A 13,603-nucleotide genomic window follows, 5' to 3' on the forward strand; every position below is an offset into this window, starting at 1 on the left:
GCCATCTCTAAGATGGACCTGACTAGAACCTGTTTGAGGCAAATTGCTGTTTCAGCCATTTGGCGGCGGGGCCATGCGGACGGTGCTTGTTCCAGACGAGTTCAAGCGCCACTGGATGCGCCCCACCATCAAACTGCAATTGCGGAATGACCAGTTCGTCCGCCAAAGGCGAACCCCGCAAGATATGTTCCGGGATATAAGCCCAGCCGATACCCTGTTTCAGAATCTGCAAAATGACCCAGTGGCTTTCCACCCACCAGACTTCTGCGGCAACTCTCAGCCTGTGTTTTTCATCCTCGTCGCTGCGCTTGCGAACCATGATCTGCCGATGAGTCCTCAGATCCTCCCAGCTTACGGATGTCCTGGCAAGCGGGTGGTTTCGCCCGCATACGAGCACGAGAGGCACCCAGCCGATTGTCTGGAACCCAAGTTCAGGTTGTATCTGGTCGAGACGCCACATGACGCCAAGGTCAACTTTACCGTCTTTCAAGAGCCCGGCGATCACAGAGGAATGAGGAAACTGGAGTTCGAGTTCAACGTGCGGAAAGTGCTGCGCAAAGGTGGCGAAAAGTGCAGCGACTGCTGGCTCGGGATAAAGTTCGTCGAGAGCGACCACTAGTCTGGATTCTACAAGCTCATCAAAGTTACGGGCGATGGAGATCAGATGTTCACGCCGATCCAGCATGAGACGCGCCTCCGGCAACAACCTTGTCCCTGCCTCGGTGAGTGCTGGACTGCGTGTCGCCCTGCTGAAAAGTTTGACATTGAGATCGTCTTCAAGAGACGAAATTAACACACTGACCGCTGATTGTGCTTTGCGCAAATGACGGGCTGCAGCCGAAAACGAGCCTTGTTCTGCGGCGGCGACAAATGCTTCCAGTTGGTCCAGATCGACATTCATCTATCTAAAATCCAGATAGTATCTAACTTTTCAAATCCATATTATTAGATAGAAAGGCCGCACCAATATCAAGGAATAAATCAAAGTGCGTAGCTTTATGGATCGTGTTCGCCACGCGGCGATGTTTGAAATTATTGGACTGGCAATCTTCATTCCGGCCTCGGCTATTCTTTTTAACAAGCCGGTGGAAGCGATGGGCGTGATCGGGATCATATCCGCGACAACTGCAACAATATGGAATTTTCTCTTCAATCTTGGATTTGACCGAGCCTTGTTGGGGCTCAGAGGAACAGTGCAGAAAGCCATGGCTCTGCGCGTTGTTCATGCCGTCCTGTTTGAAGCAGGACTTGTTGTGCTGCTGATACCGTTTATCGCCTGGTATCTGGGCATTTCGATTATCGCGGCGCTGATGATGGACGTGGTAATTGTGCTTTTCTACCTGGCCTATGCGTTTCTTTTCAATATCGCATATGACTGGTTGTTCCCAATCTCAGCTCAGACGCCTGTGAAAAGCGCGGCCTGAACATCTTCGGTGAGGCCATTTCAGCCTCACCGAAAAAATCAGCACATCAAACAGTCAGGGCTTGAGACCCATTATACGGGCAGTCTTTGACGAACCAGCGTTGTCCAATAAGAACATCCCCAGGCAATGACATCATCGTTGAAGTCATATTTTGGGTGATGCAGATTGGCGCTTGAACCATTGCCGATATTGATCATCGCGCCCGGAACTTCATTCAGCATGAACGCGAAATCCTCACCGCCCAGCGTTGCAGGCATGTCGCGCGTGACACGCTCGGAACCTGAGACCGCCTCGGCAGCGATGGCCGCGAGTTCGGTTTCCTGCTCGTGATTGACGGTCACGGGATAGTTGCGCTGATAATCGAGTGTCGCCTTGGCTTCAAATGCGTCGGCGATGCCTTGTACTGCACGGGCAAGCTTCTTCTCGATGTGATCGCGTACTTCCTCACGAAGCGTGCGAACCGTGCCGGTCATCCGGATTTTCTGCGGAATAACATTGAAAGCATCACCGCCCTGAATGGTCGTAATCGAAATTACGGCCGAGTCCAGCGGGTCGAGCGTGCGGGCAGTCAGTGTCTGAATAGCCTGAATGAGTGCCGCCGTTACCGGAATGGGATCGATGGTCTGGTGCGGCGAGGCCGCATGTCCACCAACGCCTTCAATGGTGATGTCGAGCACATCGACCGAGCCCATGATCGGGCCGGAATTGATGGTGAAATGTCCGACCTCGAGGTTCGGACGGTTGTGCATGCCATAGACCTCGTTGACGGGCCAGCGCTTGAAAAGGCCGTCGTCGATCATCGCCTTGGCGCCAGCGCCACCTTCTTCGGCAGGCTGGAAGATCACGATTACCGTGCCGTCAAAAGCCCGGCTTTGCGCCAGTTCACGGGCTGCGCCCAGAAGCATCGTCGTATGGCCATCATGCCCGCAGGCATGCATCTTGCCCGGCACTTTTGACGACCATTCTGCGCCGGTTTCTTCCAAAATTGGCAGGGCATCCATGTCGGCGCGCAAGGCAACAGTGCGACCGGAATTGTTGGTCTGGCCACGAATGACACCGACAACACCGGTGCGCCCGATTCCGGTTGCCACTTCATCAAGACCAGCTGCGCGAAGCGCTTCGGCAACCTTGTCCGCTGTCCGGTTTACATCGTAAAGCAGCTCTGGATTTTCATGCAGGTCGCGACGGAATGCGACGAGTTCATCCAGTTGGTTCGACGTCCAGTTTTCAACCGGCATATCAGGCTTCCTTCGTATTTTCTTCGGTGACGTCGAGGGTATAACGGAAATCGCAGTGGCTTGCGCCCTTCATGATGGTCTGCGTGCGCTCCAGCTTCATGGCAGGATTATAGCCAATGCAGAAATCGCCATCGCGATTGCAGGAAAGCAGGTGCCCGATATGGCCGAGACCCATCTCGCGATACATTTCCGAATAGCGGCAGCGCGTAACATTGAAATCGAAATGATTTTCGTCTCGCGAAATCACGTCGATTTCGAGTGCGTTTTCCTTTGTCCAGAGCGGCTGAATATCGGCAAAATCCTGAAGCGTCGGCGTGCGGCCCAGCTCATCGGCAAAGATCTTGCCCTGTTCTATTGCTGAACGGCTGACAGCTTCGCCCACCACGGCTTGCGCTTCTTCTTCGCCGGAACGTTCGCGCAGAACATCATAGATGTTCTTGATAACCATCGCCTCAATGCGGCGGCGTTCGAGAATTGGCAATTGATTCATGGATCTGACCTTTCACATGAACGTTGAATGAGCTGGCTTAGAGATTAGGCTCGGAAAGATCCTTGCGTCGAAGCCAGGCGAGATAGAAGGGCGCGATCTTCCGCGCGACTTTATGAAAGGGTAGCGGAGCTGGCTCCGAAACGGGCAAGGCGAGTTCCTGCACCGGCTCTCCGTCAAGCGCGCGTGCGAATTCGCGACCAAGCGATGTGCCGAGTGCGACCCCGCGCCCGTTACAGCCGATCCATGCCCAGCCATTGGCGCCAAGCTGATGAACGCGCGGAAAGCGATCCCATGTCATGCCGATATAGCCGCTCCACACATGGGTGATTTCTGGTTCGCCCAATGCCGGGAAAGATTCAGCCATATTACGCGCGGTCTTGTGTTTCACGCGTTCGGCGATGTTGAAATTCCCCATCACCACGCCGCCGGTGATCAGCCGGTTGCGTGCGTCATAGCGGAAGAAACGCAGATCGCCGCGTGTATCGGATACGGCTTGTCGTCCAGGCAGAATTGTTGCACGCAGATTGTCGCTCACGGGCGCGGTCGCCATCTGCCATGAGAGTACCGGTACGATCGTGCGGGCAAGACGAGGGGCAAGCCTTTCGCGCAGCTCGCCGGTATAGGCATTTGTAGCGAGCAAAAAACCCTTGGCGCGTACGGTAGCGTTGTCGGTGCGTACTTCCCAGTGATCACCGATCCGTCGATAGGAGGTGACAGGGCTTTGCTCGTGTATGATTGCGCCATGACGTTCCGCCGCGGCGGCAAGGCCGCGCGCGAAGGCCAGCGGATTAATATGGCCGCCGGTCGGGTTGAACATGCCGCCATACCAGAAATCAGTGCCGAGCAGTTGCGATGTCGCCGCCCGGTCAAGAAACTCTGCTGGAAAGCCGAACCGTTTCCATGCGTCCACGCGCGATTGTGAAAGCTTCACGCGGCCCGGTGAATGGGCAGGCTGAAACCAGCCGGTCTGTTCGGCTTCAGCTTCGATATTTTCGTCGCGCACGATGGAAAACAGAATATCCGCGCTGTTGCCGATCAGTTTGGCGAAACGTTCGCCCGAAGCACCGTAGCGCTTGGCGATGGCATCTGGTTCGGCGGATGTCATCGTCGGGATGACCTGACCGTTATTGCGCCCCGATGCGCCCCAGCCGACAGCATTGCCCTCCAGCAGGATGACACGCTTGCCGCGTTTTGCCAGATGCAGTGCGGCCGACAGACCCGTGAAACCGCCGCCGACAATCACGACATCGGCTTCTGCGTCACTGTTCAGCGGCTTGGCCGGTGTGCGGGGAGGCGCAGTGGCCGCCCAGATGGAGGGTGGGAATTCTACTTTTTGCATGGCTTCACGCATTCTCAAAACGAGGTGGCGTCCAGTTCTTGCCGGGGATGGAGGCAAGCAGGCGCTGTGTGTATTCGTGGCGAGGATTGGCGAAAACTTCTGCCGTTGGGCCGGTTTCGGCGATTTCGCCCTTGGACATGACGATGATGCGGTCGCAAAGCTGAGCGGCAACGCGCAGATCATGCGTGACGAAGAGCAGCGACAGGTTCAGCCTTTCGCGCAGATCGGCCAGAAGCCGCAGAACCTGCGCCTGCACCGAAACATCGAGCGCGGAGACCGGTTCGTCCGCGACGATGATCCGTGGTTCAAGCGCCAGGGCGCGTGCAATGCCGATACGCTGGCGCTGCCCGCCTGAAAACTCGTGGGGGAAACGATCAGCGGCAGCGGGCGAAAGCTCAACCAGTTCCAGCAATTCCAGTGCTTTCGCGTGGGCCTGTGCTTTTGGCACGCCATGGACGATAGGACCTTGCGCAATCAGGTCCACGACGCGTCGGCGCGGATTGAGCGAGGCCATCGGGTCCTGAAAGACCATCTGGATATCCTTGCGCATGGCGCGCACTTCACGCGGGCTTGCGCCCAGAAAATCCTTGCCGTTGATGTCGACCATGCCGCTATCTGCTTCCAGCAGACGCGTGACGATGCGCGAAACTGTTGTCTTGCCCGAACCGCTTTCGCCCACGACACCGAGTGTTTCTCCCTGCCGTAGCTCGAACGAAAGATCCTTGACGGCCGGTACGGCGCTGCGTTTGCCGCTAAGCAATCCGCCACGCGCCTTGAAGGTTTTGCGTAAAGCGCTCGCCTTGAGAATGATCGGTTGGGCTTCAACTGACGGCTTCGGTTCGGGCGGGGTGAGTGCGGGAACCGATGCGATCAGCGCCTTCGTGTAAGCGTGCTGGGGATGGTTCAGCACTTCATTTGCCGGGCCTTGCTCCACCAGTTCGCCAAGTCGCAACACGGCGACGCGGTCGGCGATTTCCGCCACGACGCCGAAATCATGCGTGATGAAGAGAATGCCCGTGTCATGCTCGCGTTGCAGATCGCGGATCAGTTTCAGGATTTGCGCCTGCGTCGTGACATCAAGCGCTGTGGTCGGCTCATCGGCAATGATGAGGCGCGGCTTCAGGATCAGTGCCATGGCGATCATCACACGCTGGCGCTGTCCGCCGGAAATCTGGTGCGGATAGGCGTTATAAGCGGATTCCGGGTCCGGTATCTTCACCTCTGCCAGCATATCGAGCACGGCAGCGCGGCGTTCCTTGCGGCCAAGTTTGGTGTGCAGGCGCAACACTTCGTCGATCTGCCAGCCAACCGTCTTCTGCGGGTTGAGCGCGGTCATCGGCTCCTGAAAGATCATACCGATGCGGTTGCCGCGCAGCTTTTTCATGTCGGCTTCGCTAAGCGAATAAAGATCGGTGCCTTCAAGCTTGATCGAGCCGTGCGTTACACGCACATGCGGTTCCGGCAGAAGGCGCATGATCGCACCTGCCGAAAGCGATTTGCCGGAGCCGCTTTCACCAACGAGGCAGACGATTTCACCGGGATTGATGGTCAGTGTCAGATCCTGCAAGGCAAAAGGACGGTCGCCGCCCTTCGGCAGCGCGATTTGCAGGTTGCTGATTTCAAGAACGGGTGCGGCGGTCATTATTTTTTCTGCCTTGGATTAAGCGCGTCGTTCAGGCCTTCGCCGAGCAAGCTGAAGGAAAGAACGGTGAGCAGAATGGCAATGCCCGGAATGACTGAGCAGAACCAGTCGGTGCGCAGCACGGCGCGGCCCTGACCGATCATGTTGCCCCAGCTTGCATAGTTGGGATCGCCGAGACCGAGAAATGCAAGCGCGCTTTCCATCAGGATGGACGTGGCCATAACAACGGAGGCGAACACGATCACCGGCGGCAAAGCGTTTGGCAGGATTTCGCGGAAGATGATCGACATGTTGCCGACGCCCAGATTGCGCGCCGCGTCGATGAATTCACGCTTGCGCAGCGCCAGAAATTCGGCACGTACCATACGGGCAGGCGCTGTCCATGACACGATGCCGATACAGATTATGATGTTCTCGATGGAAGAGCCGAAAATGGCAACCAGCGTCAAAAGCAGAACGAAGCTGGGTACGGTCTGAAACGCTTCGGTGATGCGCATCAGAACATCGTCCACCCAGCCGCCATAATAACCGGCGAGTGCGCCAATGACGATGCCGATGATGATCGAGATCAGGGTTGCGACGACGCCGATCAGCAACGAGATGCGTGCACCATGGAAAATGCCGGCCATGATATCGCGGCCAAGCTGGTCGGTGCCGAGAGGCGTTGCGCCATTGATGAATGGCCAGACAAGCGGATCCCCAGCGCGGCGCAGCGGGTCGCCGGGAACAATGAGATCGGCAAGAAGCGCAATTAGGACCACGGCGATGAAAAGGACGAGGCCCAGCACGGCAGCACGGTTGCGACTAAAGCGCTGCCACAGAATTTTCGTGCGGGAAACCTGAGGGCGGGTGAGGGAGAGGTCCTGGGATGTCATGACAGTTCGATCCTGGAATCAAGCCGCGCATAGATGAGATCGGTTATGAAGTTCACGATAACCACCAGCACCGAGCACAGGAAGATGATACCCATCAGTGTGTTGAGGTCGCGCTTGATCACCGAGGTATAGGCAAGCTGGCCAAGGCCGGGCAGCGAGAAGATTGTTTCGATCACAACCGAGCCGCCAAGCACGGTGGAAAACTGGAGGCCCAGCAGCGTCACGACGGGCAGGAAAGCGTTGCGCATGATGTGATGAAACATCAGCCTTGCGCCGCTGGCGCCCTTGGCGCGGGCGGTACGAACATAATCGAGGTCGGCTACTTCCAGCACGCTTGTGCGCATCAGGCGCATGTAGAAAGCGAGATAGATCAGCGAAAGCGCCGTTGTCGGCATGACGAGGTGAACCGCAATATCCCAGACGTTCTTCCAGCCGGTATAAAACCCTCCAAGCGTCTTGTAACCGCCAACGGGCAGCCAGCCCAGCTTGACGGAAAAGATGAACATCAGGATGAGGCTGAGGAAGAAACTCGGCATGGCGTAGAAGACAAGGCCAAGTGTTGAAATGACATTGTCGGTCAGCGAATAGGCCTTGCGCGCCGCAAAAGCGCCGAGCGCGATCCCGAAAATGAAGGCGACCGACAGGGAAGAGAGCATGAGCAGGAGCGTTGGCACGAGACGTGCTTTCAGCACGTCGAGTACAGGCAGTTCATAGACATAGGACCAGCCGAAGTCGAACCGCGCCAGCTTGGTCATGTAAATCCACAGCTGCACCCAGACAGGCTGGTCGAGGCCATATTCGGTGCGCAGATTGGCAACAAATTGCGGATCAGCGCCGCCCATGTCGCCAACAAGCGCGTCAACCGTGTCACCGGGCGCAAGCTTGATGAGCAGAAATGCCCCGATCATGATGAGGAGAATGACGGGGATTGCCTGCAAGATACGGCGCAGCGCAAAAGTCAGAATTGGGGGCAGGGACATTGCGGATTATCCTGCAAGATATTCATAGTCAGCATTCATAAAACTGGGGAACCGCTGCCGGTTTCCGGCAGCGGTTGTCTATAGCTTATTGGTCGATCCAGAGGTCGTACCAGCTTGAAGAATCCCACCGCGGTGTATTGTGGTGGTTCTTGAGAACCTTGTTGGTCACACCGACGAACGGATGTTCGATGGCGAAGATGACCGGCAGGTCCTTCATCTCAAGCTGCTGGATCTGATGGTAGAGATCGGCGCGCTTGGCCGGATCGAGCTCGCTTGCGGCCTTGTCGATCAGGCTGTCCATTTCGTCAGACTTGTAGTCGAACTGGTTGGACCATGCCGTGCCGACCGGAGCGCCGGAACGCAGCCAGACAGTGGTCGAGACTGCCGGGTCAGAACGGAACTGGTGCCAGCCGCTTGCCGTGTCGAAGTCGTGATCGCGATAGACACCGTTCAGGAAACCCGGCGCATCATTGGTCAGGATTTCGACGTCAATGCCGACTTCCTTCATGGCCTGCGCATAATATTCAGCCCAAAGCTGCGTATATTCGCCCCATGGCGCCGGACGATGGCGCAGCTTGAAGCGGATGCCATCGGGACCTGCCGGGTAGCCGGCTTCGTCGAGCAGCTTCTTGGCTTTTTCCACGTCATACGGATAGGTCTGGACCTGATCGGTATAATTTGCGCCACCCGTGCTCGGGATCGGACCACGGCCCGGCTTTGCGTAGCCGCGCATGATCGTCTTGATCGCAAAATCAATATCGAGCGCGTGATAGATCGCCTGACGAACCTTCAGATTGGCAAGGATCGGATTGCGCAGGTTGAACTCGATGGTCGAGTGGGCGACGTTGTTTTCGAAGCCCTTGGTGCCGGTGTCGAAACGGCCATCCTTCTGGAGGCGCTCGGTATCCGACATGGAAATGCCGTTGAAGGCGGTTTCCATCATCTCACCGGCTTCAAGTGCTGCGGCAGCTGCTGCCTTGTCCGGCATGAAACGCCAGATGATGCGGTCGAGGTAAGGATATTCCTTGCCACGCCAGTAATCGTCATTGCGTTCGGCAATGATGTGCTGGCCGCGCTCATATTCGACGAACTTGAACGGACCTGTGCCGACCGGCGCGGAATTGTACTTGTTCTTCAGAATATCGGTGCCTTCATAAAGATGCTTCGGCACCGGATGACCGAGATCCGGCATAGCTGCGACCAGCAATTCCAGCGGCATCGGCTTGGAATAGCGGAACACGGCGGTGTGCGGGTCGGTGCAGTCGACAGCTTCAAGATTGGCCTGAAGCGTCGTCGAATAGTTAAGCAGCTTCTTCCAGAGGTTCATCGCGCTGAACGAAACGTCATCGCAGGTGAACGGCTGGCCGTCGTGCCAGCGCACATTCTCGCGCAGCTTGAAGGTGATGGCCTTGCCGTCTTCTGACGAAGACCAGCTCGTTGCCAAAACCGGCACATAGCCCTCATAGGTGCGGTCGATCAGCGGCTCCATGATGCGGCCGGTGATCTGATAAACGCCGGTGGAGGCGCGAAGCGCAGGGTTGAGGACGCCCTGCTCGGTGTTCATATGGACAATGACTGTGCCGCCGCGCTTTACTTCTTCGGCGTGGGACGACGCTGTCGCAAGCGAAAAGGCCGCGAGAAACAGGCCAAGGCCAGCTTTTCTGATATGCATTCTTTGTTCCCCTGAAGGACGTTGAGGAGGGCTTTCAGGCCTCTTTTCCCGCACGTCCCGATATTGTTCAACCCCCTGAAAACGCTCTTTAAAGCAGTCTTCAAGGGCCTTTTTCTTATGCAAGCACGGTTATGCTAGAATCCGCTATGATTTTGTCAAGATAAACTAATTTGAACGATAAAATTAGTATAATTTCTCGACAACCATGCGTTAATAAATGTCGATTTTCTATATTGGAGTTTGTTGATGAGCCAGATTTCTCCCGAACAGAGCGAAAATGCGGGCAAAGCTAAGCCAGGTGCAGTCTGGATCACCGGTGCCGGGTCGGGCATCGGCGCTGCCATGGCGCGACGGTTTGCGAGCCACGGCTGGCCCGTGGCTCTGACGGGCCGGAAAGCCGACGCGTTGGCATCTGTCGCGGATGAAATAGCATCAGCTGGCGGCGAGGCCCGAACATTCCCGGCTGATGTGCTTGACCGCAAGGCGATGACGGATACGGCCCATGCCATCGTCAATTGGGCTGGGCGTCTCGATATACTCTGCAACAATGCCGGTCTTAATATTCCGCGTCGCAGCTGGGCGGATATCGATTTCGATTCATGGGAAGATGTTATCGACATCAATATCAAGGGGGCGATCAATGTGATTGCTGCCGCACTGACCCCGATGCGCAAGCAGGGTGCTGGCCTGATGATCCATACATCTTCGTGGGCGGGACGTTTTTCATCACCGGCTGGCGGCGTGCCCTATGGCGCATCCAAGCATGCGCTCAATGATTTGAGCGCCAGCCTGAACGCGCAGGAGGGGCAAAACGGTATTCGCTCCACGGTTCTTTGCCCGGGCGAGGTGGCTACACCGCTTCTGGCACGTCGCCCGGGTTTCGACCCCGCGCGCATGGATGACGTCATCCAGCCTGAAGACATGGCCGAAACCGCCCTCTATGTTGCCAATATGAATCCGCGCGTCACCATCCATGAGATTGTATTGGCGCCGACAAAGAAATAAGCCTCAACTCCAAGCATCTGTTTTTATGAAAAAAGGAAACTCCACATGTCTCATCCGGTAAAAGGCGTCGATCACGTTTTTCTGCTGGTTAACGATCTGGAGAAAAGTGCCGAGCAATATCGCCGCTTTGGTTTCACGCTGAGCCCACGCGGGCTGCACAGCAAGGAGAAAGGCACCGGCAACTACACGATCATGTTCCCGGATGATTATTTCGAGCTTCTGGGGATTGTTGCCGAAACGCCGGGTAATCTGCACCAGCGAGAGAAACTGGCTGCGCAAGGGGAAGGGCTTCATGCTATTGCCTGCCGGATCGACAGCGCATGCGAGGCAAAGGCGGAGCTTGCAGCGCTCGGCATAACGACGGGCGAAGTCGGTGCTTTCCAGCGCCCTGTGCAATTGCCGAGCGGTGGTGAAGGCGTTGCAGCGTTCGAAACTGTATCCTTCGCAAATAGCGAAGTTCCGCAGGGCATGGTGTTCATGTGCCAGCACAAGACGCGTGAGACGGTCTGGCTGCCGGAACTGATCGAACACGAAAATGGAGCGATTGGACTATCTGCCATCGTAGCCATTTCGAATGAACCCGCACAGGCTGCAAAAGGATTTGCTCGTCTTTACAAGGCCGGGGAAGCGGTGGAGCACGACGGTGGCTGGAAAGTTCTGACCGGTCCAAACTCGGCCGATCTACTGGTCGTCGACCGTGAGCGGGCCGCATCGCTTTATCCGGAAGTCGATCTGAGCAAGACGCCTGCCAGCGCCTTTGCAGTGCTACGCATTCGGGTCCGTTCGTTGGATAAAGCGCGCGATGCGCTGTCCGCACATGGCGTTTCGTTTGTGCAAACGTCCGCAGGTGTGGCTGTGCAACCTCAAAGCACCAGCGGTACATTGCTGGAGTTTTCAGAACACTAGTACCTACTGGCCGCTGAATAGAGAAGAGGCGCGGTTTGAAAGCCGCGCCTTTATCGGGTTCTCAGGCCACTGTTCAAGCGAGGTTGCCTGAACGGAACGTTCTGCATGCATCCACCTACACTGTGGTGTGATCAACGCGCCCGCAATGTTAAACGGTTGCCGGAGATACCACCCATATAACCTCGCAGGTATTGTCGCCCACCGTCCAGAATCGCACCATAGATCGGGCCGGAAAGGCGAAACTGTCGCCTGTATTGATGATGAACTGCCGTGCGTCGAGTTCAAGGCCAAGCGTTCCTTGCAGAACCAATCCGCATTTGCCGCCATCCGTGTTGGAATAGGGTTCGCCCGAATCTGCGCCGGGTTCCATCAGAAAGCGAAGCATCTGAATTTGCGGTTGGGTGTCAGGCGTCAGCAATTCCTTGATCAGCGCGCCGTCATTATAGGTCAGGGAGCGCCTGCAATTGCGCTGCACTATAAATTCGTTGGCCTGATTTTCCGGGTCCGTGTCGCGGTGGAAGAGCCAGTTGACGGGCATATCCATAGCGGAACAAATGGCCCGGAGCGTCTTGATTGACGGGGCTGCCAGCCCACGTTCCACCTGGCTCAACATACCGACGGATATTCCTGCCGGTTCCGCGACCTGCTTAAGCGACATGCCGCGCATTTGACGGCGCAGGCGCAACGTCTCACCAACCTGAACAGCATCGCTTTGCGGATCAAGGACATTCAGTTCCGTCGACATTCGCCACCCTCGCTTAGACTCAACTTGAACGATTATAAATAATGATCAACAATTTAATAGCATTAAAAATATTTGACAAAAATTTTAATGCAGTCATAATTTTAGCACAACACGTACAGATCGCAAACAAGAACAGGCCTATCAGTGCCGATCAAACGTGGGGAATAATATCTCGGGATTTTGGGAGGAATCATCATGAGAGCTATGAAAATTGCAGCAATCTGCGCTGTTATGACGTCCGTTTCCGCTGTTGCGATGGCCAGAGATTTTACCGTTGCGGGTTGGGGCGGCAATTATCAGGACGCCCAGCGCGAAGCCTATTTCAAGCCCATCGCAGAAAAACTAGGTGTCAACATTGTCGAAACGACGTATCTGGGCGGTTTGGCCGAAATCAAGGCCATGGTCGATACCGGCAATGTCACGTGGGATTTTCTCATCATGGGCGGTTCGGAGCTTCAGCTCGCTTGCGATGAGGGCCTGCTGGAACAGCTCGACTGGAAGGCGATTGGCGAGGATAATCTGTTGCCGGGCGCAGCGACCCCATGCGGTGTCGGCAATGTGGTGATTGGCAATGGTTATGCCTATAACTCCAAAACCTTTCCGCAGCCCCCACAGGACTGGAAAGACTTTTTCGACCGTGAAAAATTTCCTGGCAAGCGCGGCATTCGTAATAGTCCGAGCATGAACCTCGAATATGCACTCATGGCCGATGGTGTGGCGCCAGATAAAGTCTATGAAGTGTTGGCGACGCCTGAAGGCGTGGACAGGGCCTTTGCCCAATTCGACAAGATCAAGGATCTGCTGCAATTCTGGGAATCCGGTGCCCAGCCTATCGAATGGCTCGCCTCCAACAATGTCGCCATGTCGACCGGCTATAATGGTCGCGCAGTTATGGCCAAGCGTGAAGGCAAGCCTATCGAGTTTGTCTGGAAAAACCATCTTGTAAACATGGATGGTTGGGCAATGGTCAAAGGTTCGCCTTACAAGGACAAGATCAATGATCTGTTCAAGATCGTCAACGATCCGCAGAATCAGGCCAAATTTTCGTCACTGATGCCCTATGGCCCATCCAACACCAAGGCAGCGGAATCCCTGACGCCTGAAATGCTGAAAGAACTGCCTGCCGCAGACAATATCAAGGATGCAGCCTTCTATTCAGACTCTTTCTGGGTGGAACATCTGGACGACTTGACCGAGCGCTGGAACCGTTGGGCAACCCAGTAAAGTCTCGTCTATCGATAATTCCATGTTGAGTTCCTCCGGCGGTTGGTCCGCCGGAGCAAAAGT

General features: G+C 55.9%; 13 protein-coding genes. 4 read left to right on the forward strand and 9 right to left on the reverse strand.

Annotated elements, in window-relative coordinates:
- Positions 1-22: 22 nt before the first annotated feature.
- Entirely contained in the window at positions 23-901 is an 879-nt protein-coding gene (locus QBD01_RS15765; protein WP_280993596.1) for a LysR family transcriptional regulator, read from the reverse strand.
- Positions 902-986: 85 nt separating this feature from the next.
- Between QBD01_RS15765 and QBD01_RS15770 the strand changes: the two genes are divergently transcribed.
- The gene (locus tag QBD01_RS15770; RefSeq protein ID WP_280993597.1) at positions 987-1,424 is read left to right on the forward strand and encodes a PACE efflux transporter; all 438 of its coding nucleotides are present in this window, start codon (positions 987-989) and stop codon (positions 1,422-1,424) included.
- Positions 1,425-1,495: 71 nt separating this feature from the next.
- Here the strand turns inward: QBD01_RS15770 and QBD01_RS15775 are convergent, their stop codons facing one another.
- The 7 genes from QBD01_RS15775 to QBD01_RS15805 form a co-directional block, all read right to left on the reverse strand.
- The gene (locus QBD01_RS15775) at positions 1,496-2,662 is read right to left on the reverse strand and encodes a M20 aminoacylase family protein (protein ID WP_280993598.1); all 1,167 of its coding nucleotides are present in this window, start codon (positions 2,660-2,662) and stop codon (positions 1,496-1,498) included.
- 1 nt (position 2,663) lies between these two features.
- Complete coding sequence (locus QBD01_RS15780; protein WP_280993599.1) at positions 2,664-3,152, reverse strand: L-2-amino-thiazoline-4-carboxylic acid hydrolase; 489 nt, start codon at positions 3,150-3,152, stop codon at positions 2,664-2,666.
- 37 nt (positions 3,153-3,189) lie between these two features.
- On the reverse strand, positions 3,190-4,491 hold the full coding sequence (locus QBD01_RS15785) for an FAD-binding oxidoreductase (RefSeq protein WP_280993600.1): 1,302 nt from the start codon (positions 4,489-4,491) through the stop codon (positions 3,190-3,192).
- 4 nt (positions 4,492-4,495) lie between these two features.
- Entirely contained in the window at positions 4,496-6,133 is a 1,638-nt protein-coding gene (locus tag QBD01_RS15790) for an ABC transporter ATP-binding protein (protein ID WP_280993601.1), read from the reverse strand.
- Complete coding sequence (locus QBD01_RS15795; protein ID WP_280993602.1) at positions 6,133-7,008, reverse strand: ABC transporter permease; 876 nt, start codon at positions 7,006-7,008, stop codon at positions 6,133-6,135. The genes QBD01_RS15790 and QBD01_RS15795 overlap by 1 nt, the downstream gene beginning before the upstream one ends.
- The gene (locus QBD01_RS15800) at positions 7,005-7,988 is read right to left on the reverse strand and encodes an ABC transporter permease (RefSeq protein WP_078340684.1); all 984 of its coding nucleotides are present in this window, start codon (positions 7,986-7,988) and stop codon (positions 7,005-7,007) included. The genes QBD01_RS15795 and QBD01_RS15800 overlap by 4 nt, the downstream gene beginning before the upstream one ends.
- A gap of 85 nt (positions 7,989-8,073) precedes the next feature.
- Complete coding sequence (locus QBD01_RS15805) at positions 8,074-9,660, reverse strand: ABC transporter substrate-binding protein (protein WP_113534856.1); 1,587 nt, start codon at positions 9,658-9,660, stop codon at positions 8,074-8,076.
- A gap of 246 nt (positions 9,661-9,906) precedes the next feature.
- Between QBD01_RS15805 and QBD01_RS15810 the strand changes: the two genes are divergently transcribed.
- Positions 9,907-10,665, forward strand: a complete 759-nt coding sequence (locus QBD01_RS15810) for an SDR family oxidoreductase (protein WP_280993603.1) — start codon at positions 9,907-9,909, stop codon at positions 10,663-10,665.
- Positions 10,666-10,710: 45 nt separating this feature from the next.
- Complete coding sequence (locus QBD01_RS15815; protein ID WP_280993604.1) at positions 10,711-11,571, forward strand: VOC family protein; 861 nt, start codon at positions 10,711-10,713, stop codon at positions 11,569-11,571.
- 148 nt (positions 11,572-11,719) lie between these two features.
- Here the strand turns inward: QBD01_RS15815 and QBD01_RS15820 are convergent, their stop codons facing one another.
- Complete coding sequence (locus tag QBD01_RS15820) at positions 11,720-12,316, reverse strand: XRE family transcriptional regulator (RefSeq protein ID WP_280993605.1); 597 nt, start codon at positions 12,314-12,316, stop codon at positions 11,720-11,722.
- 195 nt (positions 12,317-12,511) lie between these two features.
- On the opposite strand from QBD01_RS15820, the gene QBD01_RS15825 reads away from it, so the two are divergent.
- Positions 12,512-13,540, forward strand: a complete 1,029-nt coding sequence (locus QBD01_RS15825; RefSeq protein ID WP_280993606.1) for an ABC transporter substrate-binding protein — start codon at positions 12,512-12,514, stop codon at positions 13,538-13,540.
- Positions 13,541-13,603 lie beyond the last annotated feature (63 nt).

The sequence above is a fragment of the Ochrobactrum sp. 19YEA23 genome (genome assembly GCF_029909865.1).
GTDB lineage: Bacteria > Pseudomonadota > Alphaproteobacteria > Rhizobiales > Rhizobiaceae > Brucella > Brucella gambitense.